Here is a 25,811-nt window from a genome sequence, read left to right as displayed (position 1 = left end):
ATCGTGTACCCGGGCCCGATTCACAATTGCAGCGGCAGCTGGCAGGATGCATCCATGATGCAAGGAGTCCCAGCCCGCGATGTGCCTGATCGTATTTGCCTGGCAAGTAAAACCCGCCTTCCCCCTGGTACTGGCCGCCAACCGCGACGAGTTCCACCGGCGACCCACCGCGCCCTCGGACTTCTGGCCGGAGCAGCCCGATCTTCTCGCCGGCCGGGACCTGGAGGCGGGTGGCACCTGGATGGGAGTGACCCGCCAGGGACGCTTCGCGGCGATCACCAACTACCGCGACCCGAACCGCACCCTGCCCGCCGCCCGTTCCCGAGGGGAGTTACCGCTGGCTTTTCTCACCGGCAGTGACTCGCCCGCGGCATTTTTGCGGCAGGTGGCGGCAAGGGCCGGAGACTACGCCGGATTCAATTTGTTGGTGGGGGCCGGGAACCAACTGTGGTACTTCAGCAACAGCAGCAGCGAACACCGGCCGGAAGCCCTGGCACCAGGAATCTATGGTCTCAGCAACGCGCGCCTGGACACGCCCTGGCCGAAACTGGCGCTGGCGAGATCGCGACTCGCGCCACTGCTGGAAGCGCCCACGCTGGCACACGATGCGTTGCGCCAGGCGGTGTCGGACCGGCGTCTCGCAGATCAAAATGACTTGCACCCATTGGGCCTGCGCGATGCCATGGACCGACAGCTCTCGGCACAGTTTATTGTCACGGAAGAGTACGGGACCCGCTCGACAACCAGCTTCTGGCTACAGCGCGGCGCCGGCAGCAGCCTGGCCGCGAGCTGGGAAGAGCTCAGTTTCGACCCGGCCGGCCGCGAAACCGGGCGCAGCAGTGTGGCGTTCAGTTGCGCTCCCGCGTCTCAAGCCACTGGCGCATGAACGAACTGCTGTAGCCCCCGCTCGGTCATCAGGCGCTGCAGGCGCTGCAGAACCGCTGCGGAATGCTCCAGCAGCATGACCTCCGCCAGCAGAGCACAGGCATCGGCACGGGTGATGCTGCGCAGGGTTTTCTTCACCCTCGGTAGCGCGGTCGCGTTCATGGACAGCACCTCGTAGCCCATCGCCAGCAGCAGCACGGCGGCCAGCGGATCCCCCGCCAGCTCACCGCAGATGCTGACCGGCTTGCCTTCCGCCTGCCCCGCCTCGACCACCGCGCAGAGGGCCTGCAGCACCGCGGGGTGGAAGGAGTGATAGAGATCCGCCACCCTGGAGTTGTTGCGATCCACCGCCAGCAGGTACTGGGTAAGGTCATTGCTGCCCACCGACAGGAAATCCGCCCGCCGCGCCAGGGCGCGGGCCTGATACACCGCGGAGGGCACCTCCACCATCACGCCTATGGGCGGCAGTGTCACGTCGGTGCCTTCCTGCACGATCTCCCGGTGGCCGCGGTGAATCAGCGCCATGGCCTCTTCCAGCTCGGCGATATTGCTGATCATGGGCAGCAGAATGCGCAGGTTGCCGAGGCCGGCATTGGCCTTGATCATGGCCCGGACCTGGGCCAGAAAGATCTCCGGATGATCGAGGGTGACGCGAATTCCGCGCCAGCCCAGGAAGGGGTTGTCCTCCGCTATCGGGAAATAGGGCAGCGCCTTGTCGCCACCGATGTCCAGGGTGCGCATGGTGACCGGCCTGGGGGCGAAGGCCTCCAGCTGCTCGCGATAGATCTGGCGCTGCTCCTCCTCGCTGGGAAAGCGGTCACGCAGCAGGAAGGGGACTTCGGTGCGGTACAGACCGACGCCCTCCGCGCCCTGCTCGAGCGAGCGGGTGACATCAGCCATCAGGCCGGTGTTGACCCAGAGAGGCAAGCGGTGGCCATCGAGGGTCTCGCAGGGCAGATCCCGCAGGGATTCCAGATCCCGGGATACAGCCTTATCCTGGTCCGCCAGCGCCTGGAACCGCGCCCGAACTTCCGGCAGGGGGTTCAGGTGGACGATGCCGTTGTAGCCGTCGATCACCACTTCCCGGTCCTGGAGCCGGGTATAGGGCAGGTCCACGGCGCCCATCACCGTCGGCACCCCCATCGCCCGCGCCAGAATGGCAACGTGCGAGTTGCCGGAGCCGCGCACCGAGATAAGGCCGACCAGCCGCTCCCTGGGGACTTCGCCCAGAGCCGAGGCAGTCAGTTCCTCGCCCACCAGAATGGTCTGCTCCGGATAGGACTTGAGCTCCTTTTTTGCCTCATCCTGCAGGTAAGCAAGCACTCGCGTACCGAGGTCCTTGACGTCGACCGCCCGCTCCCGCAGGTAACTGTGCTCCATCCTCTCGAAATGGCGGATATGCCTGATCATGACCTCGCTGAGGGCGCCCTGGGCCCACTGCCCCGCCTTGATCAGACGGGCGACCTCGCCACCGATGGCAGAGTCACCGAGTATCCCCAGATAGACATCAAACAGGGCATGGTCCTCCGGGCTCATTTCCCCCCGAAGGTTCTCCGATACCGCCTCGATATCGGTGCGCACCGCCGCCAGCGCCGCCTTGAACGCGCGCAGTTCGTCGCGTCGGCTGACGGCCGGCTTGCGCGGTACCGCAAACAGGTCTGCAACCGGGGACACCACCACCGCGGTGCCGATGGCGACTCCCGGCGCTCCGGCGATACCATTGATGCGGGCCGGGCCACCGGCACCGGCGCGCAGCTCCTCCTGTACCGCGCCGGTAACCCTGGCGTGGGCAATAACGCCCGCCAACTGGGCCGACATGGTAACCAGAAAGGCTTCTTCGCTTTCATCGAAGCGGCGCCGCTTCGCCTGCTGGATGACGAGCACGCCCAACACGTCGCGCTGGTGGATAATCGGCACGCCGAGAAAGGCGTGGAAGGATTCCTCGCCGAGGCCCTTGAGCAGCTGGAACCTGGGGTGGCTCTCGGCATCCTCCAGGTTGACCGGCTCCTCGCGGCTGGCCACCAGGCCCACCAGCCCCTCCCCCGGGGCCAGACTGGCCTCGCCGATCTGCAGCGCATTCAGACCCTCGGTGGCGCGAAATACCAGGCGCCCGCTGTGTTCGTCGCGCATATAGACACTGCAGACTTCGGTGCCCATGGCATCGCGAACGCGCTTGACGATGATTTCCAGGGCATCGTTAAGCCCCTCGGCGGCATTTACCTCCTGCACAATGTTGCGGAGTGTCTCCAGCATCATTGCCGCCATCAGCTGTGGTCCCGGGTGATGCGGGCCAGCGGTGGCGCCAGCTCCTTGAGGGCGCGCCGGTAGACCTCGCGTTTGAATGCGACCACCTGGTTCAGCGGATACCAGTAACTGACCCACTGCCAGTGGTCGAACTCCGGCTTGCCGTTGCCATCCAGGCGAACGGCATCATCGGCAGTCCGCAGGTGGAGCAGGAACCATTTTTGCTTCTGGCCGATGCAGACCGGCTTCTGCCCCTTGCGGATAAAACGCCGGGGCAATCGGTAGCGCAGCCAGCCGCGGGTTGCGGCGACCACCCGGACCGCGTCCTCGGTCAGCCCGACTTCTTCTTCCAGCTCGCGGTAGAGGGCCTGCTCGGCAGATTCACCCGGGTTGATCCCGCCCTGCGGAAACTGCCAGGCATCCCTGCCGCCCACGCGCCGGGCCCACAGTAGTTGGCCGGCGTCATTGGCCAGCACTATGCCTACGTTAGCCCTGAATCCATCTGAATCGATCACCAATAGCTACCTTCTTATCAGGCGGACCATTGTTCCACAATTTCCGGCCGCCGGGAAATTTACTCGGGGCGCTCGCCGCGCTATCCTCCGCGGTTGCCTGGAGAAGCCATGACTCTTGCCATTTTTGACCTCGACAACACCCTGATCGGCGGCGACAGCGACAACCTGTGGGGACAATTCGTCTGTGAACAGGCTCTGGTGGACGGTGATTCCTTTGCCCGTGACAACGAGCGTTTCTACCGCGATTACCAGGCCGGCGCCCTGGACATTGACGCCTACCTGCGCTTTGCCCTGGGGCCGCTCAAAGGGCGCTCGCCGGAGGAGCTGGCGCCGCTGCACCGGCAATTCATGCGGGAGAAGATCGAACCCATCATGCTGCCGCAGGCACTGCGCCTGATCGACAGCCACCGGCGCCAGCGCCACCGGCTGCTGGTCATCACCGCGACCAACCACTTCATCACGCGCCCCATTGTCGACGCGCTCGGTATCACCGACCTGCTGGCCTGCGAGGCGGAGATCAGCGAAGGGCGGTATACCGGGGAACCGGTCGGCATTCCGTCCTACCACAGTGGCAAGGTACTGCGCCTGCAGGCCTGGCTGCAGCAGCAACAATTGGATTTGGCGGGGAGCTGGTTTTACAGCGACTCCCACAATGACCTGCCCCTGCTGGAGCAAGTGGATTACGCGGTGGCGGTGGACCCGGACCCGACCCTGAAAGCGCGGGCTCTGGAAGCCAACTGGCCGATCATATCCCTGCGGGGCTGAGGCGGCGGGCAAACACCGACTTCAGGTACTCGGTTTCCGGGATCAGCGGGTGCACCGGATGATCCGGCCCCTGTCCGCCCTGTTCCAGTACCCTCAGTTCGCAACCGCTGCGTCGGGCCGCGCCCTGCATGGCGGCCATCAGGTCCGCCCGGGCCAGGTGCATGGAGCAGGAACCGGACACCAGGACCCCGCCGGGCCGCAGCAGCCTGAGCCCCAGCTCATTGATCCGCTGGTAGGCCTTGATGCCCTTCTTGATGTCCTTGCGGCGCTGGATAAACGCGGGGGGATCCAGAATCACCAGGTCGAAGGTCTCGCCCTCATGCTGCAGCGCCTGCAGGGTCTCGGCCGCCGGTCCCTGGCGCAGCTGAACCCTGTCCTCCAAGCCGTTCAGGCGAGCGTTGCCGCGTACGCCCTCCAGCGCCGTCGCCGAGCTGTCTACAAAGTGCACCTCACTGGCGCCGAAGACGGCGGCCTGGATGCCCCAGCCACCGATATAGCTGTAGACGTCCAGCACCCGCTTGCCCGGTGCGTAGGCGGCCAATCGCGCGCGGGCCATGCGATGGTCATAGAACCAGCCGGTCTTCTGGCCCTGGAATACTGGCACCTGAAAGGACACACCGTTTTCCCGCAGCGGCACCGTCTCTGGCACCTCCCCGTAGACCACCTCAATCCGCTCCGGCAGGTTCTGCTCGCGGCGGCTGCGGCTGTCGGCCCGCAACAGAATGCCCGCCGGCTCCAGTAGCGCGACCAGGGCCGCCACAATCTCCGCCTCGTAGCACTCGATGCCGGCGTTGTGGAACTGCAGCACCAGATAGTCGCCAAACCGGTCCACCACCAGCCCCGGTATGCCGTCGCTGTCGCCATAGATCAAGCGGTAACAGGCATCCGCCAACAGCGCCTCGCGGCTGGCCAGGGCGCGCGCCGCCAGCGCCTGCAGCAAGGGGGCATTCAGGGCCCGATCCTCGCCGTGAGCGTAGAGCCTGGCGCAGATCAGTGCCTGGGGCTCCATGTAGGCCGAGCCCAGCAGAACGCCGTCGGCCTTGCGCACCGCCACGCGGTCGCCGGCAGTAAATGCCTGCAAGGGGCTGCGCTGGACATCAATTTCGTTGGAATAGACCCAGAGATGACCCGCCCCGAGGCGGCGGTCAGCGCCGGGACGCAGGAACAGGTCGGCGGTCACTCGTCGGCACAGTGCTCGGTGTAATCCTCCGCACTCAGCAGGTTTTCCAGTTCGTTGCTATCGTCGGGCTGGATACGAAAGAACCAGCCATCGTTGTACGGGTTCCCGTTGACCGTTTCCGGCTCGTCCTCCAGGGTATCGTTGATCGCGATGACCTCACCGCTGAGCGGCGCGTAGATGTCGGAAGCGGCCTTGACGGATTCCACCACACCGGCCTCGTCCCCCGCCGCCAGGCGGTCGCCCACTTCCGGAAGCTCGACAAAAACCACGTCGCCCAGGGCCTCCTGGGCGTGGTCGGTGATGCCGATGGTCACCGTGCCATCTTCCTCGAGGCGCGCCCACTCATGGCTGCTGGCGTATTTCAGTTCACTGGGGGTCTGGCTCATGGTGCATCCTCTCGTTCGGGATCCGGCGGCCGCCGGGGCTGGCAAGGCCACATTCTAACGGCAGGACCATGAAAAACAATCAGCGGTTGCAGAAGCCGGCTAGTCGCGCTCCGCTACGCCCATGGCCTGCTGCATCAGCCGCTGCTTCAGCGGGCGCGCTCGATCCACCCCGCGCATGCCCGCGTTGCGCAACCAGCGCAGCGGCAGCGCGGGCTGCTCGAACAGGCGCTTGAAACCGTCCATGGCTACCATCATGGCCAGGTTCTCGCCCTTGCGGCGGCGCTGGTAGCGCTTCAGTACCGTCAGACTTCCCGGTGCCTCGCCCCGCTGCCGGGCACGCAACAACTCCTCCGCCAGCACGGCAACATCCTGCAAACCCAGGTTGATCCCCTGGCCCGCGAGGGGGTGGATGGTGTGCGCGGCATCGGCTACCAGAGCCGCTCCGGGCTGCACATAGTCCAGCGCATGGCGCTGGCGCAACGGAAACGAATAGCGCCGGGAGCAGGCCAGCACCTTGCCGAGACGCTGCTCAAAGGCCCGTCCGAGAGCGAGGCAGAACTCTTCTTCGGCCATATTCATGAGCCCCTCTACCCGGTCCGAATCGATGGACCAGACCAGCGAGCAGTAATGCGCCCTGGCGGTTCCGGGCAGGGGCAGGAACGCCAGCGGCCCGGTGGGCAGGAAGCGCTGCCACGCGGTGGCCCGGTGATCCTGCTCTACCTGTACCGTGGCGACGATGGCGTGGTGGCCGTAGTCCCACTCGCGGGTACGGAAGTCGAGCAATTCCCGCACTCTGGACAGGGCGCCGTCGGCGGCCACTACCAGCCCCGCCCGCAGCTGGCTCCCGGATTCCAGCTGCAGCAGCATGCCACCCGCCCCTTCGCGGCTACAGGCCTGCAGCCGCTCGGGCGCGAGCAGGCGAACATCCGCTGCGGCCTGCAGCCGGGCGAGCAGGGAGCGGACCAACGCCCGGTTCTCCACTATATGGCCGAGAGCGATGGCGCCGACGTCGCTGCAGTCAAAATCAATCGCGCCGGTGCCGTCTGCATCCCACACCGTCATATGCCGATAGGCGCAGCTGCGGTAGTCCACGACACCCTGCCAGGCACCCCACTGCTCCAGCAGATCCTGCGACCTGGGGTTCAACGCCACCACCCGTGGGTCGAAATCCTCCAGCTCCAGGCCTGCGGGCAGCGGCCCGGAATCGAGGGGCTGCGCCTCGATTACCGTCACCGACAAGCCGTGCCCCGACAAGCCCAGCGCCAGCGCGCTACCGGCAATGCCGGCACCGACAATTGCCACATCGCAGCCCGGCAGCTCAGCCACGGGTGGCCTCCAGGCCAGCGGCGTGCTCGACGAAAGCCCGTTTCAGCGGTGCCGCCCAGTCCAGGCCGGACAGGGCGAGGTCCCGGGCCAGCGCCAGCATCGGGTCAGAGTGCATGAACAGGGCGGGCAGCCGGTCGCTGAACTGGATGGTCCGCAGCTGGTCCTCGCGCTGATGCTCCCGGTAACGCTGCAGCACCGACAGCGAGCCCGGGCTCGCTCCGGCAGCCACCGCCGGCGCCAGTACCCGGCCCAGGGCGGCAATATCGCGCAGGGCCAGGTTGAAACCCTGCCCCGCCACGGGATGCAGGGCATGGGCGGCATTGCCCATGACCACCACACCGGCCCGCACCTGTTCTTCGCAGTGCCGCAGGGACAGCGGATAAGCCTGACGCGCACCGGCTTGCAGCAGGCGCCCGAGGCGGTAGCCAAAGCGCTGTTGCAGGGCCGCCAGGAACTTATCGTCGGTACAGCCTAGCAGGCTCTCCGCCCGCTCCGGGGGCAGGGTCCACACCAGGGCACTGCGGTTGCTGCTGCCTGCGGCGGGCAGCAGCGGCAATAGCGCCAGCGGCCCCTCGTCGGTAAAGCGCTCGAAGGCGCAGCCGCTGTGCGGCTGCGCGGTGGCGATATTGCAAATCAGGGCGTGCTGACGATAGGTCTTTTCACTGCTGCTGACGCCCAGGCCCTGGCGCAACCCGGAATCCGCCCCATCGGCAACCACCAGCAGAGCCGTGTGCAGGCGCGCCGGAGTAGTGCCTTCCAGTGCCAGATCGACCCCGCCGCTGACCGCCGTGGCGGCGACCACTTGCGCCGGATTCAGCAGTTCCACCCGGCCCTGCCCGCGCAACGCGTGCAGCAGGGTCTGGCCCAGCCACGGATTCTCAACCACGTGCCCCAGCGCCTGCCAGCCATAGTCCGCGGCCCGCAGCAGGGTGCTGCCAAAGTGCCCGCGGCTGGACACGTGAATGGTGCTGATGGGGCACAGCCAGCGCTGCAGTGCCGGCCACAGCCCCATGGCCTGGTAGATCAGTTGCGAGCTGTAGCTCAGGGCCGTGGAGCGGGCATCGAATGACGGATGGTAATCCGGTGCCGAGCTGGCCGGCGGCGGCAGGGTGAAGCCTTCCACCAGCGTGATGCGGCTCGTTGCCGGCAGCAGCCGGCCCAGCTCCAGGGCGAGGCTTATGCCCACCATGCCGCCACCCGCTATCACAATGTCCCGCTGTTCGGTCATTTTGCTCAGCCTGCCATCAGCGCTTCAATCGCGTCGGGCTGGCGCGGCACGCCGTCGGTCAATACCTGGCAACCGGCGTCGGTTACCACCACATCGTCCTCGATCCTGATGCCGATGCCGCGCCAGCGCGGCGCCACCCGTGTGTTGTCAGGGGCGATATAAATCCCCGGCTCAACCGTCAGCACCATACCGGGTTCGAGCTGCCGCCATTCCCCGGCAACGCGGTAGTCGCCGACATCGTGGACATCCAGACCCAGCCAGTGGCCGGCTCGATGCATATAGAACTCCTTGTAGGCTTCAGCGGCGACCAATTCCTGCACCTCACCCTGCAGCAGGCCGAGATCGCGCAGACCCCGGGTAATAACCTCCACGGTTGCTTCGTGGGGCGCGTTCCAGTGATTGCCCGGGCGCACCGCCGCAATCGCGGCCTGCTGCGCCTCCAGCACAATGCTGTAGATGGCGCGCTGCTGGCGGCTGAAGCGTCCGCTCACCGGAAAGGTGCGGGTAACATCCGCAGCGTAGCCCTGATACTCGCAGCCCGCATCGATCAGCACCAGGTCCCCTTTGCGCAGGGCGCGGCCATTTTCGGTGTAGTGCAGGATGCAGCTGTTGGGGCCGCTGCCAACAATGCTTGGATACGCCGGTTGACGGGCGCCGCCGCTGGCGAATTCATGCAACAGCTCAGCCTCGAGCTGGTACTCAAAAACCCCCGGGCGGGCATGGCGCATGGCCCGGCAATGGGCGCGGGCGGTAATCTCCCCGGCGTGGGCCAGCAGCCGCAGCTCAGCCGCGCTCTTTTTCAGCCGCAGGTCGTGCAGCATATGGTCGAGATCGGTAAATTCCCCCGGCGGCACCGCACCGCTGGACTCCTTGCTGCGAATCAGATTCACCCAGGCCATGACCCGGCGGTCATAGTCGGTACTGCGCCCCATGGAGTAATAGACCCGCTCCCGGCCTTCGATCAGCCCCGGCAGAATATCGTCGATATCACCGACGGGAAAGGCATCATCGGCGCCGTAGTCAGCGCACGCGCCCTCGGGCCCCGCGCGATAACCGTGCCAGAGTTCCATCCCGGGATCCCGTTCGCGGCAGAACAGAACATATTCCCCATGCTCGCGACCGGGCACCAGCACCAGCACCGCATCCGGTTCGGGAAATCCGCAGAGGTAGTGAAAGTCGCTGTCCTGACGGAACGGATACTCTGTGTCCCGGCTGCGCAGCTGCTCCCTGGCGGCGGGAATAATGGCAATGCTGTTCGGCTCCATCAGCGCCATCAGGCGCTGCCGGCGGCGCTCGAATTCATTTTTGCTGATTTTCACCGCGCTCACCGGCGCCCGCTCCGCCGCCCGACACGCTCGCCCCTAGTGACGGACATCGGAACCTCCCGCCGCCTGCTCGCGGTCTTCCTTGCGGGCGCGGCTGTCGAGGAACACGTTGACCGCCGCCACCCGCATGTACTCCACCAGCTCGACATAGGCGGCTTCGGCATCATCGTCATCCTCCTGGAGGGCATCCGCATCGGCCTGGGCCATGGCGGCAAAATCCCGCAGGATCTCGGTGCTGTCGCCGGGCAGCGTTTCGGCACCGGTGCCGGACATCACAATGGCGCGGGCAAAGCCGGCCAGAAAGCCCTGGCACCAGTGCGCCAGACACTGGGTACGCACCGCCAGTTCGTGGCTGTCATCCGGCAGCAGCGGGCAGAAGTCGAACAGGTCCTCGCCGAGAGCTTGCTCGCTGACCGTGTAGAGCTGCATGACCTCGTCGGCCAGATCCCCATGCAGGTCCAGTTCCAGCGCGTGGTTAAGGGCGGCGAGACCAGCACCCGAGTCATCGCTGTGCCCGGCCGCCAGCAGACCGACCAGGCAACCGTGCAGTTCCGAAGGGGAAATGGCCGCACCCTGTTCCAGCAGCTGATCCGCCACTTCATCGAAAACGAACAGCCCCGTATCGCCCGGTAACCTGTCAAACATCCAGCAAACCCCCGCTGCGTCTGCCGCACCTCCACCGAAAACTGCAAAAAGGCGGGCAGGCTATTGAAATTCAAAAACTTTTGCTGCGTTGACCTGCTCCACAGCCGGCTCTATAGTAAGCCCTATATTCACACAGCCCAAGTACAGCGTCATGGCAGATACCCCGCTTCAGGCACTGGAGTCCAAAATCGACGAACTGATTGCCCTGTGCCGGGACCTCAATCGTGAAAACCAGCGGCTGCAGGGCGAGAACGACGACTGGCGCCGGGAACGGCAGGACCTTGTCAGCAAGAACGAGCTGGCGCGGTCCAAGGTCGAAGCCATGATAGCGCGCCTGCGGTCAATGGAGTAATGCCTGTGAATCCGGTCAACACGGTCTCGGTGCGAATTCTCGACAAGGAATACCAGGTGGCCTGCCCGGAAGAGCAGCAGGCGGAGTTGATCGTCTCGGCCCGGTATCTCGACAAGCAAATGCGCGCGATCCGCGACAGTGGCAAGGTTATCGGCCTGGAGCGTATCGCAGTCATGGCGGCGCTGAACATCAGCCACGAACTGCTGCAAGCCTCCGATCAGGGCGGCGGAGCCGGGGCAGCCGCGAGCCCAGACGCCCAGTCTGTCCAGGGTCTGCAACGGAAAATTGACCAGGCCCTGCACCAAATTCGGCAGCTGGAAATCAACTGAGCCCCAAGCCGGTTGCCGGATCGTGTATACTTGATCCTGGATCCCTGGCATATGCGCCAGGCAGACAAGTCCTCGAGCCGATAAGTCTATACCTGGAGGATCCTCGCCGCTGTTGGTGTGCAAGTCCGGCCCGTTCCGGAAAGCCTGAAAACAGTGCAGGAGCCCCCGCCTTGAACCGTCGGGTTCAAGGGCCACTCTGTCAACGCTATGCCGGGAATCCATCCTCTTCATGAGCCCAGAGCAACAAGCCAAGCCCGCCCTGCGCAAATACCTGCGCCGAAAGCGGCAGGCACTTGCTCCAGCCTTCAGGGCACAGGCAGCCACCGCTGCAGCCGCACTGGCCGCCGGTCTCCCCGGTTGGCACACTGCGCGACACATCGCCTTCTACTGGCCGAACGACGGCGAGCTGGATCCGCGACCGCTGGCCGCCGCCTGCCGGGAGCAGCAGCGCAATCTCTATTTGCCGGTGCTGGCGGGTGACAACCGCCTGATTTTTCGCCGCTGGGATGCGGACACCACTCTCCCTGTAAACCAGTTCGGCATCCCCGAACCCCAACCCGGCAGCCCCGAGCCCGACACAGCTGAGCTGGATATCGTTTTCCTGCCGCTGGTTGGCTGGCAGCGGGACGGCTACCGCCTGGGAATGGGGGGCGGATTCTATGACCGCACACTGGCAGGGCCGGCAGGGCCGCTGAGAGTAGGAATGGGTTTCAGCTGCCAGGAGCTCACGGGCCAGATGGCGGAGCGCTGGGATGTGGCGCTGGATTATGTGCTGACGGAAACGATCCTGCACCGCTGCGCCGATGCAGAGTGCCCTTGAGGTGCCGTTTTACCCGGCAATGCCCTATTCGGTAATAATGAGACCGGCCTGAAGCTCGGATGCGGGAGCAGCCACGGTATCCGTAGCGGTGAGGGGCAACAACATGGTGACCAGCACACCAATGCCGAAGGCAGCGATGAGGACGAGGATAAAATCCGGCTTACTCTTCACGGCAACACTCTCATAATAGTTATATTCCAGAGTTTTTTTGGCATTATTCACGAACGTGACCGAGTCTAGCCCAGCAATTTTTGAAATGAAACCCTGAATCTGCCGCAATCTACAGTTTTTCCCGGCTGGAGGACGCAAGGTCACCCACTTTGGGACTGACCCGGTTGGGACTGCCCCAGATAAAGCTGGTAGGCCCGGTTGCCGGTTTCGTCCCAACAGGGGTAACCCACCGCTTCCAGAACTTCGCGGAATTCCCGGCGCTCGGCGCGCGGCACCTGCACACCGAGCAGGATGCGACCGTAGGCGGCACCGTGGTTGCGGTAGTGGAACATGGAGATATTCCAGCGCTGGCCAAGTCCGGACAGGAACTTGAGCAGGGCTCCCGGGCGCTCCGGAAACTCAACCCGATAGACCACTTCATTTTGCAGGTGGGCCGGAGCACGACCGCCGACCATATAGCGGATATGCAACTTTGCCATCTCGTTATCGGTCATGTCTTCCGTGGCATAACCCTGCTCCTGCAAGTCCGCCAGCAATTCGGCCTGATCATTTCCTCCCGGCACTACCGACAGGCCGAGGAATACCAGGGCAGCCCCGGGGTCCGAGTAACGGTAGTTGAACTCGGTGATGTTGCGGCGCCCCAGGGCGCTGCAAAAAGCCCGGAAGCTGCCGGGGCGCTCGGGAATGGTAACGCTGATGACCGCCTCCCGGTGTTCGCCAATCTCGGTGCGCTCGGAGATGTAACGGAGGCGATCAAAGTTGGTGTTGGCGCCGCTGACAATGGCCAGCAGATCCTGGCCCTTGACCCCGGTGCGCTCCACGTACTTCTTCAGGCCGGCCAGGGCCAGTGCCCCGGCGGGTTCGGCGATACCACGGGTGTCCTCGAAGATGTCCTTGATAGCGGCACAGATTTCATCGGTGCTGGCGGTCACGACTTCATCCACCGTGTCGCGAATCACCCGAAAAGTCTCCTTGCCGATCTGCGCCACCGCACAGCCATCGGCGAACAGGCCCACCTCCGGCAGGATCGCGCGGCGGCCTTTCTGTAGTGCCAGCTGCAGGCAGGCGGCATCCTCCGGCTCCACCCCGATCAACCGGGTTTCCGGCCATACGTATTTGATATAGGCGGCAACTCCCGCCAGCAGGCCGCCGCCGCCCACAGGCACAAAGATGGCATCCAGCGGCCGCTGGAGCTGACGCACGATCTCCATGCCCACGGTGCCCTGCCCGGCGATCACGTCCGGGTCATCGAACGGATGCACATAGACCATGGATTTCTCCGCTACCAGTTTCTGCGCGTAAACCGAGGCCTCGTCGAAGGAGTCGCCGTGCAGCACCACCCGGGCACCGCGGTTGCGTACCGCATCCACCTTGATCTGGGGAGTGGTCCGGGGCATCACGATAATAGCCTTCACCCCCATGTGATGTGCGGCCATGGCCAGGCCCTGGGCATGATTGCCCGCCGAAGCCGCCACCACGCCGCAGGCCAGCTGCTCGGGAGTGAGTTTTTGCATCTTGTTGTAGGCGCCACGCAGCTTGAAGGAAAAAACCGGCTGCAGGTCCTCGCGCTTGAACAGAACGCGGTTGCCCAGCCGCCGGGACATCAGCATCGCTTCGTCGACCGGAGTTTCGCGCGCGATGTCATAGACGCGGGCATCGAGGATGCGCTTGATATAGGACTTGGGCATGGGCACAGCTATCCACATTGAAATCAGCCCGTCATGGTAATGGAGCCAGCGCCCGATTTCAGCTCCGATGCTGCAAGGACAACAGGTATTTTGCGTGTGCTGGCGCTTTCCCTCTCCTATACTGCTGACACAAAGGAAATGGAGGGAGCACAGCGATGACACAGGATGAACTGAAACAGGCAGTGGCAACCGCGGCACTCGACTACATCCGGCCCTATCTGGAGGACAATACCGTGCTGGGCATCGGCACCGGTTCCACCGCCAACCTGTTCATCGACAACCTTGCCGAGCTGCGCGGCCAGGTCAATGCAACGGTGGCCAGCTCGGACGCTTCCGCTGAACGCCTGCGGCAGCATGGCATTCCGGTGTATGAACTCAGTACCGTCAATCAGGTGGACTTTTATATCGACGGTGCCGACGAAGCCAATGACTCCCTGCAGCTTATCAAGGGCGGCGGGGCCGCCCTGACCCGGGAGAAAATCGTCGCCGCGGTCGCCCGCACCTTCATCTGCATCGCCGACGAGAGCAAGCTGGTGCATACCCTGGGCGAGTTCCCCCTGCCCGTGGAAGTCATTCCCATGGCCCGCAGCTATGTCGCCCGGGAGTTGGTAAAACTGGGTGGCGACCCGGTGTACCGGGAAGGGGTAGTCACCGACAACGGCAACGTCATCCTCGATGTGCACAACTTCTCTATCCCGCAGCCGCTCGCCATGGAGGCCAAGATCAACAACATCGCCGGGGTGGTCAGCAACGGCCTGTTTGCCCTGCGGCCGGCGGACGTGCTGCTGCTGGGCACTGCCGAGGGCGTGAAAACCCTGCGGCTGGCATGACCCTAGAGGTCGAAGATTTTCCCGGGGTTCATGATCCCCTGCGGGTCAAACACCCGCTTGATCTGCTGCATGATGGCGATCTCCGCCGCGGACCGGCTGTAGTGCAGGTAATCCTTCTTTAACAGCCCCACCCCGTGCTCCGCTGATACGCTGCCCTCGTAGCGCTGCACGATCTCGAACACCCAGCGGCTGACCTCGCCGCAGCGCTGCTGGAATTCCGCCATTGGCAGCGCGTCGGGCTTGAGCACATTGAGATGCACATTGCCGTCGCCGATGTGGCCAAACCAGATGATCTCGAAGTCCGGGTAGGCGCTGGAGACCACCGCCTCCACCTCCGCCAGGAAATCCGGAACCCTGGCGATCGTGGTGGAGATATCGTTCTTGTAAGGGGTCCAGCGGGAGATGGTCTCCGAGATGTCCTCCCGCAAACGCCACAGCGCCTGGGCCTGGGCCACGCTCTGGCTCACCACTCCGTCGAGCACCCAGCCCTGCTCCATACAGTGCTCGAACAGGGCCATGGCCTGCTCCATGTCCGCGGGGGTGTTCTGTTCGAACTCCAGCAGGGCGTAGAAATCCGCCTCGGTCGCGAAGGGCCGCTGCAGGCCCTGGTGGGCAACAACTTTCTGCAGCGCCAGCTCGGAGAAAAACTCGAAGGCCTGCAGGTCCATGGCGCCCTGCCAGGTTTCCAGTACCCGCATCACCGCCGCCATGTCGGTTACCCCCAGCACCAGTACCGCGAGGTCCTTCGGTGGCCGGCTGAGCTGCATGGTGGCCTCGACCACGATGCCCAGGGTGCCCTCGGCGCCGATCACCAGCTGGCGCAGGTCATAGCCGGCATTGTTCTTGACCAGGCCCCGGTTCAGGTCCAGCAACTCGCCGCTGCCGGTCACCACCTTGAGCCCCGCCACCCAGTCCCGGGTCATGCCGTGGCGAATCACCTTGATGCCGCCGGCGTTGGTGGAGATATTGCCGCCGATCTGACTGGACCCGCTGGAGGCAAAATCCACCGGGTAAAACAGGCCCTGGTCCCCGGCAAAGGCCTGCAGCTGGGCGGTAATCACCCCGGCACCACAGCGCACGGTGCGGTCGACAGGGTTGAAGTCGGCAATGCGGTTAAGGCGGTCTAGGGCCACGACGATCTCGCCGTTGCAGGCCACGGCTCCGGCGCTCAGGCCGGTGCGGCCGCCGGAAGGCACCAGCGCCAGTTGCCGCTCGAGGGCCAACTGCACCAGCGCTTGCACCTCCGCGATGGAGCCCGGCAAGACTACCGCCGAGGGCGCCGGGGTGTGCACCCGGGTCCAGTCGCGACCGTATTGGGCCAAGGCCGCGGCATCGGTCAGGACGCGATCCGCGCCGACACAGGCCTGCAGCGCTGCCAGGTTATCAGGGCTGATGGGGGTCACTCGGGGGCTCCTCTGGAGGCGGGCAGGGCACTCAAAAAACGGCCGGCCTATGGTAGCATACGCGCCCTTTTGTATTCCTGCCCACAGAGTCACATCCCGGGAGCACCCACGCTTATGGCGCCCAAGTCGCTAGAGAAAAACAAGATCAAGTTCCTCCTGCTGGAAGGGGTCCACCCCTCCGCGGTCGAGACCCTGCACCATGCCGGCTACGAGAATATCGAGCAGCACCAGAAGGCGCTGGCGCCGGAGGACCTGAAGACGGCAGTTGCCAACGCCCACTTTATCGGCATCCGCTCCCGTACGCAGCTTACCGAAGACATTATCGAAGCGGCCCGCAAGCTGGTAGCGGTGGGCTGTTTCTGCATCGGCACCAACCAGGTCGACCTGGCGGCCGCGACCCGACGCGGCGTCGCGGTATTCAATGCCCCGTTCAGCAACACCCGCAGCGTAGCGGAGCTGGTCATCGCCGAGGCCATTCTGCTGCTGCGCGGGGTCGCCGCCAAGAACGCTGCCGCCCATCGCGGCGAGTGGCAGAAGAGCGCGGTCGACTCCTACGAAATTCGCGGCAAGCGCCTGGGCATCGTTGGCTACGGCAATATCGGCATGCAGCTGGGCGTCATTGCCGAGGGTCTGGGCATGCAGGTGCAGTTCTACGACGTGGTCAGCAAGCTGCCTCTGGGCAACGCCCGCCAGCTGCCAAATCTTGAGCAACTGCTGGCCCAGTCCGATGTGGTCAGCCTGCATGTGCCGGAAACCCGCACCACCCGCAACATGGTCGGTGCGAGCCAGCTTGAGCAGATGCCCAGGGGCAGTATTCTCATCAATGCCTCCCGCGGCACGGTGGTGGATATCGACGCCCTGGCTGCCAGCCTGGCCCACGGCCATCTGGGCGGCGCGGCTATTGATGTGTTCCCGGTGGAGCCCCGTTCCAATGACGACGAGTTCATCTCTCCCCTGCGGGCTTTCGACAACACCTTCCTGACTCCGCACATCGGTGGCAGCACGGTGGAGGCCCAGGCCAACATCGGGGTAGAGGTCGCGGAGAAGCTGGCGCGTTATAGCGACAACGGCACCAGCACCTCCTCGGTCAACTTGCCCGAGGTGGCGCTGCCGGAACACGAGGGCAGCCACCGCCTGCTGCATATCCACCACAACGTGCCGGGGGTAATGAGTGCGATCAACCGGGTCTTCTCGGAAAACGATGTCAACGTGTCCGCCCAGTTCCTGCAGACCAATGAGGCCGTCGGCTATGTGGTCATTGATGTCGATGCAGAGTACTCGGACGTGGCCCTGGAAAAACTGGCGAGCATAGACGGTACAATCCGCAGTCGCGTACTATTCTGACAACCCGGCGCCTGCGGGCGCCTTCTCCCGGCGCAAGGAGGGTTGCACCATCACCTTGGCGGCAAACAAGAAGCACCAGTTTCTCGCGCATCTGGTCGCGACCCACGGCACAGCCCTGGAGCGCTATCTGGCGCGTAAACTCGACAACCCAGAGGACGCCGCCGAGGTAGCCCAGGAGGCCTTCCTGCGACTGCACCGGCTAGAGGCCCCCGAAACCCTGGACAACGCCCGCGCCTTCCTGTTTCAGGTGGCCACCAACCTGGCTGTGGACCAACTGCGGAGGCGCAAGCTTCACCTCCAGTTCCTCAACGGTGAACGCAACCATGCCAAGGAAGGCGAGCCCCGGGATATCAATGCCAGCGGCGCCTCGCCGGAACACATCCTGGGCGCCAGGCAAAAGCTGGCGCTGATTTTCGAGGCCGTAGAGGAGCTGCCGGTCAACATTCGCCAGGCCTTTCTGCTGCACCGCCGCAACGGCCTTTCCTACGGCGAGATAGCAGACGCCATGCAGGTTTCCGTGTCCAGCGTGGAGAAATATATCCTCCAGGCCCTGCAGCACTGCCGCAAGCGGCTGGCGGCACTGTACCCGCCCGAGGACGGCGGCTGACCAGCCGTGAATATTTACTTGAGGGAACTTCGCGCTTTTTCGTTACACTAACAGCCATAAGACAAAAGTGGGCCCGCCGCGGAATTTCCGTACTGCGTTGGCGAGACACAGAGCGGCCGGCCGGGGAAGAGATGAACCAGACCTTTACACGACAGTTCGAGCGGGATTGCGACGCGGCCACCAGCTGGATCGCGCGTTTTCGCAGCGACGACGCCTCGGAGCAGGACCACCGGGCTTTCGCCCTGTGGCTGGCTGCCGACGCCAGTCATCGGCAGGCCATGGACCTGATGCTGGAACTGTGGGACGACCTCGGCAGTGTCCGTCACCTGCCGTTCGAGCAGCCCCTGCCCGCGGCCAACGTCAGTACACGGCGGCAGTGGCTGGCAGGGGCCGCCGCCCTGGCAGCCGGCCTGGTGCTCGCGGTAATTGTCTTGCCTCTCGGCGACGATCAAGTCTATTCACAGGAATTCCAGACCGCTCAGGGCGAGCGGGCGACTTTTACCCTGGAAGACCAGTCCCGCATCACGCTCAATACCGGCAGCCGGGTCGAAGTCGAGTTCAGCGGCTCCCTGCGCCAGGTCGCGCTGTTGCGGGGCGAGGTCTATTTTGCCGTGGAGCCGGATGCCGACCGTCCGTTCCAGGTAAACATTGGCAACGCGACAGTCACCGCCATTGGCACCGCCTTCAACATCTACCGCAGAGAGGACGCCAGCGATATCACCGTGACCGAGGGCGTGGTCCGGATCACCGAGTCGGCTCGCGCCGGCCGCATCCCACGCTCGGCCATGCTCGAGGCGAATGAATACCTGCAGGCTTCCGAGCGCGGCCTCGGCGACAGCCGCCCGGTCGACCCGACTCCGCTGACAGCCTGGCAGCAGGGTGAAATGATTGCTGACAAAATGCCGCTACTGGAGCTGACGCGCGAGCTGGCACGCTACACCGACACCCGTATCGTCATCAGAGATCGCGACGTGGCCAGGTTAACGGTCTCCGGCGTATTCGACCTCGATCATCCGGACAGCGTGCTCCAGGCCGTCGAACGCAGCCTGCAACTGCAGGTGGTGCGGCTGGATAACGGCACCGTGCAGTTGCTCAAACCCCGCCAGTAGGATATAACAAACCCCTGTCGGTTCGCTTTCCGCGGCCGTATGTATTTCTCCTGCTTTATCAGTGGGTTGCAATAATCAGACAGGCAGGGTCCGAGAATGCTTGCCGAGTCCCGGGCGACAAGGTGCATCGCGCAGGGTATCGTTTCGGCATGGCTGACGGTAGCCGCGGCTTGCGGCTGGGCGCAGGACTCACAGCGTAGCGGGCTGCCCTCCCACAGCTTCGACATTCGCGAAAGCACCCTCTCCTCGGCGCTGATCCAGTTCAGCCGCCAGAGCAACACGCCGATCGTGTTCTCGGACCGGCTCACGCGGCATCTCCCCGCCCCGACCCTGGTGGGTAGCCTGCAGCGGGACGCGGCCCTGGCCCAACTGCTCGCCGACAGCGGGCTCCACTGGGAACTGATCGACGATCGCATCGTCGCCATCTACGCGGTCAACTGCAGCGACGGCCCCTGTGACAACCCCGAGCAAACCAGCGCCCGGTTTCCGGTCTACGAGCCCGGCATGGAGGAAACCTATGTCTATGGCAGCAGCCTGACCGGGTCGCGCATCCGCCGCGACCCCAACCGCTTCAGCGCCCCGGTAGAGGTGTATGCCCGCTCGGATATAGAGCGCAGCGGCGCCCAGACCCTGGGCGAGCTGCTCAAATTCGTGCCGGCTGTCATCGGCAACTCGACCAGCACGGCGATATCCAACGGCGGCGACGGCACTGCCACGGTCACCCTGCGCGGCCTCCCCGCCAGCAACACGCTGATCCTGATCAACGGCCGCCGGGTCGCCAATGATGGCCTGTCGGGCGAATCCGTGGATCTCAACAGTATTTCACCTGCTGCCGTGGAGCGGGTGGAAATTCTCAAGGACAGCGCCTCGGCCATCTACGGTTCTGACGCCATCGCCGGCGTAGTCAATGTGATCATGAAACGGGACTTCTACGGCGTCCTGGCCGAGACCTATTACGGCGAAAGCAGTCGCGGCGACCTTGCAACGACCACCCAGACCCTGCAATACGGCACCAGCTTCCGCGACGGCGGGCTGTTCCTGAGCGCCTCCCACTATGAACAGGAACCCCTGTTCAGCCGCGACCGGGCGGTCTCGCGCAGTGCCGACACGCGTCTTCTCGGCGGTACCGACCAGCGCTCCAGCGCCACCGCCAACGCCCGCGTTGTCCTGCCCGACGGCCAGAGCCTGATTGCCCGGAGCGATGGCAGCTACCGGCCAACCGGCCCCGACGACCTGTTCGACTTCCAGGCCTTTACCACCGCGGTGGTGCCACTGCGGCGCAGCAGCGTCTACGCCAGCATCAACCGGGACCTCAACCCGCAGGTCACGACCAGTCTCGAGGCCAGCTACCTGCAGACCAGCGCCCGGGCGACTCTGGCCCCGACACCGGTATTCACCGGTTTCGAACAGATCCCGCTGACCGTGGCCGCGGACAACCCTTTCAATGACTTTGGCCAGGATATTGTCGACGTTCGCCGGAGATTGGTGGAATTTCCTTCCCGTACTCAGCGCAATGAATCCCGGGTCGGGCGCGTCAGTGCCATGCTGGAAGGCCTGTATTCCGACTGGCACTGGGATATGGGCGTCAACTGGAGCCGCAGCGAGGCCACCGAGACCGTCTCCAACCTCGTGGACACGGAACGCCTGCGCCGGGCGCTGGGGCCTGCAGACCAGTGCCAGGGGGCCGGCGTCGATGGCTGTGTGCCGGTGGCGATCATGGGACCCGTCGGCAGCATCGGGCCAGAGCAGGTCGATTACCTGCGGGTTGCCGGCGAAACCAGCGGTCACTCGTCCCTGTCCAGCGCCGCCATCAACCTGAGCAACGCCCTGCTGAACCTGCCAGCGGGGCGCGGTGACCTGGCGCTGGGGGTGGAATTCAGGCATGAGTCGACCGCGAAGCGGCCCGATGCCCGCCTGGCCAGCCTGGGCACGATCGGTGCCACCAACTTCGAAGCCACCCACGGCGACCGCAAGATCATCGAGCTGTACGCCGAGTCCCGGGTCCCAATCTGGAACAGTGCCAGCGGCGGCCGCGGCCTGGAACTGGAGGCGGCCATCCGGCATTCCACCTACAGCGACTTCGGCGCCAGCACCAATCCCAAGCTGGGCCTGAAGCTGCAGCTGGGGCCATCCCTGACCCTGCGCGGCGGCTATGCCCGCGGCTTCCGCGCTCCCAGCCTGAACGAACTGTACGAGGGCAGCAGCGAGCAACAGGCTTTCCTCAGTGACCCCTGTACCCAGGCCGCAAATACGGGCGTACTGCCGGGATGCACGCAGCAGGCGGATCCGAGCCGCAACCAGTTCCTGACGGTAAAGGGCGGCAATCCCGACCTGGAAGCGGAGACCTCCGATTCCCTCAGCGCAGGACTGGTCTGGATCCCGCTGCGAATCCCCGGGCTGCGGGTAAGCGCGGACTACTGGGAGATCAAACAGGATGACGTTGTGTCCTCCAGCGCCCAGTTTATCGTCGACCAGAACGCCCGCAACGGCAGTTTCGCCGACAGCGTCACCCGGGACCCGCTCGGCAACCTGGTGCGGGTCGAGGCCAACAACATCAACGTCGGCCGGCGCCGGATCCGCGGCGCCGATCTGGGTTTCTCCTATCACTTCCCCGACCAGCCCTGGGGCCAGCTGTCGGTCACCGGCAACGGGGCCTGGATCCGGGAGTACCTGGCACAGCAGGACCCCGGCGCGAACACAATTGATCTCGCGGGCACCTTCCTGGACGAGGCTTCCGAGGGCCTGGGGGGCATCCCCGAGTGGAAGGGCCAGCTCGGCCTGCGCTGGAAGCGGGAGCGCTGGCACGCCAGCTACGACATCCACCATGTCAGCGCCATGCGGGAGACGCTGCCGGGCAGCAACCTCCGGCGCAGCATCAGCGACTGGACCGTGCATGACCTGCAACTCAGCTACGTGTTCGAGGTGCTGGCCGGGTTGCGCCTGACCATGGGCGTGGACAATGCCTTTGACGAACCGGCCCCTTTGGCGGCCTCCGCGTTTAACGATAACATCGACGCCCGAACCCACGACCTCAAGGGCCGCTTCTGGTACACCCGTATCAGTCAGCGTTTCTGACCAACGGAGCAACACCATGCGCTTTCCCGTTCTCGCTTCAGCCCTGCTCTGCGCCGTCTTCACCACTGCCCCCGCACTGGCGGCAGAGGATTTTCCCGGCGTGGAAAAACTGATGTCCGCGGAACAGTTTGAGGCAGCGGGCCTGCACAAGTTGACACCGGCGGAGCGGGAGGCCCTGGACCGCTGGCTGTTGAGCTACACCGCCGAAGAAGCCCCGGAGATGCTGCGCAGCAATCCGGAAGTGCGCGCCGCGGAGGAATCAATCCGCATCGAGGCGCGCATCAACCCGCCCTTTGAGGGCTGGTCCGGGGATACCCTGTTCTACCTCGATAACGGCCAGGTCTGGCGCCAGCGTCTGCGGGGCCGCTACTTCCACCGCGGGGACGACACCGCCGTGGTCATTGAAAAGAACCTGCTGGGCTTCTACAAAATGACGGTCACGGCTTCCGGCAAGTCCATTGGCGTTACCCGGCTGCGCTAGAAAACCGTTTGCCAATCAGTATCCTGGCGCGAGAAATTCAGGCTATTTCTGGTAATTTGCCGAGTTCCTCGCCGATTGCGTGAATATGTCACAAAATTGCAAGGAACTTTGAGGACCCCCCCGCCAAATTCGTCTAATGTTGGACTCCAGTGGTATTGGCCACAGGAAACGCATACTTAAACAGAGTGCAGGGGTATTTACTATGTTAAGGAAAAATCGTCTGACCATGGCAGTTTCGGCTGCTCTGGGCATGGGCGCAGCAGCGGCTCTGCCGCAGTTCGCCAACGCCCAGGAAGAGCAGCTTCTGGTTGAGGAAGTGGTAGTAACCGGTTCCCGCATCCAGAAAGCGAACCTGGTGTCCACCAGCCCGGTTACCCAGGTGGACGCGCAGGAGTTCAAATTCCAGGGCAACGTGCGCGTGGAAGACCTGATGCGCAACCTGCCGCAGGTGTACTCCAACCAGAACACCGGCACCTCCAACGGGGCCACCGGTACCGCAACCCTGAACCTGCGCAACCTGGGTGACGCCCGTACCCTGGTGCTGGTCAACGGCCGCCGCCTGCCTTCTGGCTCGCCGCTGCAAGGTGGTATCGGCGCCGACATCAACCAGATCCCCGGCTCCCTGATCCAGCGGGTTGAAGTGCTGACCGGTGGCGCCTCCGCCACCTACGGTTCCGACGCGGTCGCCGGCGTTGTCAACTTCGTCATGGTTGACGATTTCGAAGGCATCGAGTTCGACTACCAGTTCAGCCAGTATCACCACGACAACGACAACAGTGGCCTGCAGCAAATCGTTGGTGACGCCGGGTTCCCTTTCCCCGACGGCAGCAAGACCGACGGTGACATGCAGAACTGGTCCTTGATCATGGGCGGCAACTTCGACAACGGCCGCGGTAACGTCACCGCCTACGCCGGCTACCGCAAGGTCGATGCTGTTCTGCAGAGCGAGCGCGACTACTCCGCGTGCGCCCTGAACAACCCGGCCACTGGCTGCTTCGGCTCCGCCACCGCGCCCCGCGGCACCTTCTCCGATTTCGGCGTACTGCCGGCGACCGACCGGGGTGAGTCCTTCGACTTCAAGGTCGTGGGTAACGAGTTCGTCCCGCGCGACGGTGAGGTCTACAACTACGGCCCGCTGAACTACTACCAGCGCCCCGACGAGCGCTACACCGCCGGCGCCTTCGGCCGCTACCAGGTCAATGAACATGTCGAGGCCTACACCGAGCTGATGTTCATGGACAACCAGACACTGGCCCAGATTGCGCCTTCCGGTGCCTTCTTCGTGACCGACAGTCTGTCCTGCGGCAACCCCTTCCTGTCCCAGCAGCAGTTTAACGTCCTTTGCGGCGACTACGGCCTGACCCAGGACGATTCGCAGACAGTCTACATCGGCCGTCGGAACGTGGAAGGTGGTGGCCGCCAGCAGGACCTGCGCCACACCAGCTTCCGCGGCGTGTTCGGCCTGCGCGGTGACATCAACGATTCCTGGCGCTACGATTTCTCCGGCCAGTACTCCGAAGTCAGCATGGAAAACACCTACCTGAACGACTTCGGCTCCAACAAGATCGCCCTGGCCCTGGACGCGGTTGAAGACGAAGAAGGCAACATCGTGTGCCGCTCTGGCCCGCCCTGCGTGCCCTGGAACATCTTCACCGAAGGCGCAGTCACTGATGAGATGGTTGAGTATCTGCAGCTGCCCCTGTTTGCCCGCGGCACCACCGATCAGAAAGTCTTCACCGGCTTTGTGGCCGGCAGCCTCGGCGACTACGGCGTCAAGCTGCCTTCCGCCAACAACGGTGTGGAAGTCGTACTCGGCGCCGAATACCGCAAGGAAAGCCTGAACTTTGACCCGGACGAAGGCTTCCGCCTCGGCCTGGGCGCCGGCCAGGGCGGTGCAACCCTGCCAGTGAGCGGCAGCTTTGACGTCACGGAATTCTTCATCGAGACCAGCATTCCGCTGATCGAAGGTGCGGCCATGGCGGAAGAAGTAACCCTCGACCTGGGCTACCGCTACTCCGACTACTCCACCGACCAGACCACGGACACCTACGGTATCCGCGGCGGCTGGGCCATCAACCAGGACGTCAAGCTGCGCGCCAGCTTCCAGCGTGCTGTTCGCGCCGCCAACATCCGCGAGCTGTTCCAGGCCCAGGGTCTGAACCTGTTCGACATGGCGCAGGACCCCTGTGGCGGCCCCACCCCGCTCCGTAGCGCTGAGGAATGTGCCCGCACCGGCGTTACCGCTGGCCAGTACGGCAACATTGCCAACTCACCTGCCGGTCAGTACAACTACCTGCAGGGCGGCAACCCCGACGTGGCTCCGGAAGAAGCTGACACCTACTCCATGGGTATCGTCTGGTCACCGGGCTTTGTTGAAGACCTGACCCTGAGCGTTGACTGGTACTCCATCGAGATCGAGCAGGGTATCGGCAACCTGACCCCGGAGTTCATCCTCAACGAGTGTCTGGACGGCAATACGGCCCAGTGTGGCAACGTCCAGCGTGGCACCAGCGGCGACCTCTGGATTGGCTCCGACGTCAACTCCAGCGGTAAAATCGTAGCCCTGCTGGACAACCTGGCTATCGAGAAAGTAGAAGGCTTCGACATCGTCGCCGACTACGCGGTAACCCTGGGCGACATGGGCACCCTGACGGCGAGCAACACCATGTCCATCGTCGACAAGTGGGACCAGCAGGAACTGGCTTCCGCGCCGACGGAAGACTGCAAGGGTGTCTGGGGCGGTGTTTGCGGGTTCCCGAACCCGGACTTCCGCAACAACCTGCGGGTGACCTGGCTCACTCCCTGGAGTGTCACTGCCAGTGTACTGTGGCGCCACATGAGCGAAGTTGAAGACCTGAACGGCAACCTGGATCTGCCCTCCAACAACTACTTTGACGTCGCCGGTATCTGGGACGTTATGGAGAACGCTTCCATCCGCGCGGGTATCAACAACGTCATGGACAAGGAGCCCCCGATTGCCGGTAACGCGGCTGGCCCGTCCATCGGTGGTAACGGTAATACTTTCCCCGGCGTCTACGACGCACTGGGCCGTTACATGTACGTCGGTGTGACCGTCAGCTTCTAGGCTGGTACCTGCCGGGCC

At 64.3% G+C, this 25,811-nt stretch carries 23 protein-coding genes and 1 other RNA gene; 13 read left to right on the top strand and 11 right to left on the bottom strand.

From position 1 onward, the window contains the following. Window positions 1–79: 79 nt before the first annotated feature. Window positions 80–886, top strand: coding sequence for an NRDE family protein (locus Q6D67_RS00895; RefSeq protein ID WP_304703628.1), 807 nt, complete (start codon window positions 80–82; stop codon window positions 884–886). On the opposite strand, the gene ptsP is transcribed toward Q6D67_RS00895, so the two are convergent. Continuing rightward, complete coding sequence (ptsP, locus tag Q6D67_RS00890) at window positions 868–3,138, bottom strand: phosphoenolpyruvate--protein phosphotransferase (RefSeq protein ID WP_304703799.1); 2,271 nt, start codon at window positions 3,136–3,138, stop codon at window positions 868–870. The genes Q6D67_RS00895 and ptsP overlap by 19 nt on opposite strands. Window positions 3,139–3,149: 11 nt before the next feature. After that, window positions 3,150–3,644 carry an RNA pyrophosphohydrolase gene (locus Q6D67_RS00885; protein ID WP_304703627.1) on the bottom strand — a complete coding sequence of 165 codons (495 nt, stop codon included), beginning with the start codon at window positions 3,642–3,644 and terminating at the stop codon, window positions 3,150–3,152. Window positions 3,645–3,752: 108 nt separating this feature from the next. Between Q6D67_RS00885 and Q6D67_RS00880 the strand changes: the two genes are divergently transcribed. Beyond that, on the top strand, window positions 3,753–4,409 hold the full coding sequence (locus tag Q6D67_RS00880; protein WP_304703626.1) for an HAD family phosphatase: 657 nt from the start codon (window positions 3,753–3,755) through the stop codon (window positions 4,407–4,409). On the opposite strand, the gene Q6D67_RS00875 is transcribed toward Q6D67_RS00880, so the two are convergent. From Q6D67_RS00875 to Q6D67_RS00850, 6 genes are all read right to left on the bottom strand, one after another. After that, on the bottom strand, window positions 4,390–5,589 hold the full coding sequence (locus tag Q6D67_RS00875) for a class I SAM-dependent rRNA methyltransferase (protein ID WP_304703625.1): 1,200 nt from the start codon (window positions 5,587–5,589) through the stop codon (window positions 4,390–4,392). The genes Q6D67_RS00880 and Q6D67_RS00875 overlap by 20 nt on opposite strands. After that, window positions 5,586–5,975: a glycine cleavage system protein GcvH gene (gcvH, locus tag Q6D67_RS00870; RefSeq protein WP_304703624.1), complete on the bottom strand. Its 390-nt coding sequence runs from the start codon at window positions 5,973–5,975 to the stop codon at window positions 5,586–5,588. Before gcvH ends, Q6D67_RS00875 begins: the two co-directional genes overlap by 4 nt. 99 nt (window positions 5,976–6,074) lie before the next feature. Continuing rightward, window positions 6,075–7,301, bottom strand: a complete 1,227-nt coding sequence (locus Q6D67_RS00865; protein ID WP_304703623.1) for a UbiH/UbiF/VisC/COQ6 family ubiquinone biosynthesis hydroxylase — start codon at window positions 7,299–7,301, stop codon at window positions 6,075–6,077. Further along, window positions 7,294–8,529, bottom strand: coding sequence for a 2-octaprenyl-6-methoxyphenyl hydroxylase (ubiH, locus tag Q6D67_RS00860; RefSeq protein WP_304703622.1), 1,236 nt, complete (start codon window positions 8,527–8,529; stop codon window positions 7,294–7,296). Before ubiH ends, Q6D67_RS00865 begins: the two co-directional genes overlap by 8 nt. A 5-nt stretch (window positions 8,530–8,534) precedes the next feature. Beyond that, the gene (gene pepP, locus Q6D67_RS00855; protein WP_304703621.1) at window positions 8,535–9,848 is read right to left on the bottom strand and encodes a Xaa-Pro aminopeptidase; all 1,314 of its coding nucleotides are present in this window, start codon (window positions 9,846–9,848) and stop codon (window positions 8,535–8,537) included. A gap of 42 nt (window positions 9,849–9,890) precedes the next feature. After that, window positions 9,891–10,499, bottom strand: a complete 609-nt coding sequence (locus Q6D67_RS00850) for a UPF0149 family protein (protein WP_304703620.1) — start codon at window positions 10,497–10,499, stop codon at window positions 9,891–9,893. A gap of 151 nt (window positions 10,500–10,650) precedes the next feature. On the opposite strand from Q6D67_RS00850, the gene Q6D67_RS00845 reads away from it, so the two are divergent. The 4 genes from Q6D67_RS00845 (at window position 10,651) to Q6D67_RS00830 (ending at window position 12,000) form a co-directional block, all read left to right on the top strand. Beyond that, window positions 10,651–10,851: a TIGR02449 family protein gene (locus tag Q6D67_RS00845; RefSeq protein ID WP_304703619.1), complete on the top strand. Its 201-nt coding sequence runs from the start codon at window positions 10,651–10,653 to the stop codon at window positions 10,849–10,851. Window positions 10,852–10,856: 5 nt separating this feature from the next. Then, a complete protein-coding gene (locus tag Q6D67_RS00840; RefSeq protein WP_304703618.1) occupies window positions 10,857–11,180 on the top strand; it encodes a cell division protein ZapA in 324 nt (107 codons plus the stop codon). A gap of 38 nt (window positions 11,181–11,218) precedes the next feature. Next, window positions 11,219–11,401, top strand: a non-coding RNA gene (gene ssrS, locus Q6D67_RS00835) — 6S RNA. Between the two features lie 8 nt (window positions 11,402–11,409). After that, window positions 11,410–12,000, top strand: coding sequence for a 5-formyltetrahydrofolate cyclo-ligase (locus Q6D67_RS00830; RefSeq protein WP_304703617.1), 591 nt, complete (start codon window positions 11,410–11,412; stop codon window positions 11,998–12,000). A gap of 24 nt (window positions 12,001–12,024) precedes the next feature. Here the strand turns inward: Q6D67_RS00830 and Q6D67_RS00825 are convergent, their stop codons facing one another. Then, window positions 12,025–12,279: a hypothetical protein gene (locus Q6D67_RS00825; RefSeq protein WP_304703616.1), complete on the bottom strand. Its 255-nt coding sequence runs from the start codon at window positions 12,277–12,279 to the stop codon at window positions 12,025–12,027. Between the two features lie 32 nt (window positions 12,280–12,311). Further along, the gene (gene ilvA / locus Q6D67_RS00820) at window positions 12,312–13,859 is read right to left on the bottom strand and encodes a threonine ammonia-lyase, biosynthetic (protein ID WP_304703615.1); all 1,548 of its coding nucleotides are present in this window, start codon (window positions 13,857–13,859) and stop codon (window positions 12,312–12,314) included. A 155-nt stretch (window positions 13,860–14,014) separates the two neighbouring features. Between ilvA and rpiA the strand changes: the two genes are divergently transcribed. Then, window positions 14,015–14,689 carry a ribose-5-phosphate isomerase RpiA gene (gene rpiA, locus Q6D67_RS00815; protein ID WP_304703614.1) on the top strand — a complete coding sequence of 225 codons (675 nt, stop codon included), beginning with the start codon at window positions 14,015–14,017 and terminating at the stop codon, window positions 14,687–14,689. Window positions 14,690–14,691: 2 nt separating this feature from the next. Here rpiA and Q6D67_RS00810 read toward each other — a convergent pair whose 3' ends face one another. Then, window positions 14,692–16,092, bottom strand: a complete 1,401-nt coding sequence (locus tag Q6D67_RS00810; RefSeq protein WP_304703613.1) for an FAD-binding oxidoreductase — start codon at window positions 16,090–16,092, stop codon at window positions 14,692–14,694. A 114-nt stretch (window positions 16,093–16,206) separates the two neighbouring features. Here Q6D67_RS00810 and serA point away from each other — a divergent pair, with 114 nt between their 5' ends. The 6 genes from serA to Q6D67_RS00780 all read left to right on the top strand — a co-directional run bounded on the left by serA (window position 16,207) and on the right by Q6D67_RS00780 (window position 25,793). Next, window positions 16,207–17,436, top strand: coding sequence for a phosphoglycerate dehydrogenase (gene serA, locus Q6D67_RS00805; RefSeq protein ID WP_304703612.1), 1,230 nt, complete (start codon window positions 16,207–16,209; stop codon window positions 17,434–17,436). Window positions 17,437–17,491: 55 nt separating this feature from the next. Beyond that, window positions 17,492–18,043 (top strand): RNA polymerase sigma factor, encoded by a 552-nt coding sequence (locus tag Q6D67_RS00800; protein ID WP_304703611.1) that lies wholly within the window; start codon window positions 17,492–17,494, stop codon window positions 18,041–18,043. A gap of 131 nt (window positions 18,044–18,174) precedes the next feature. Next, window positions 18,175–19,152 (top strand): FecR domain-containing protein, encoded by a 978-nt coding sequence (locus tag Q6D67_RS00795; RefSeq protein WP_304703610.1) that lies wholly within the window; start codon window positions 18,175–18,177, stop codon window positions 19,150–19,152. A 96-nt stretch (window positions 19,153–19,248) separates the two neighbouring features. Continuing rightward, the gene (locus Q6D67_RS00790) at window positions 19,249–22,227 is read left to right on the top strand and encodes a TonB-dependent receptor (protein WP_304703609.1); all 2,979 of its coding nucleotides are present in this window, start codon (window positions 19,249–19,251) and stop codon (window positions 22,225–22,227) included. A 16-nt stretch (window positions 22,228–22,243) separates the two neighbouring features. Then, window positions 22,244–22,708 (top strand): hypothetical protein, encoded by a 465-nt coding sequence (locus Q6D67_RS00785; protein ID WP_304703608.1) that lies wholly within the window; start codon window positions 22,244–22,246, stop codon window positions 22,706–22,708. Window positions 22,709–22,934: 226 nt separating this feature from the next. Next, a complete protein-coding gene (locus tag Q6D67_RS00780) occupies window positions 22,935–25,793 on the top strand; it encodes a TonB-dependent receptor domain-containing protein (protein ID WP_304703607.1) in 2,859 nt (952 codons plus the stop codon). The last annotated feature ends 18 nt before the right edge of the window (window positions 25,794–25,811 follow it).

Source organism: Haliea sp. E1-2-M8 (genome assembly GCF_030649675.1).
Taxonomy (GTDB): domain Bacteria; phylum Pseudomonadota; class Gammaproteobacteria; order Pseudomonadales; family Halieaceae; genus Haliea.
This window is presented reverse-complemented; position numbering and strand designations above follow the sequence as displayed.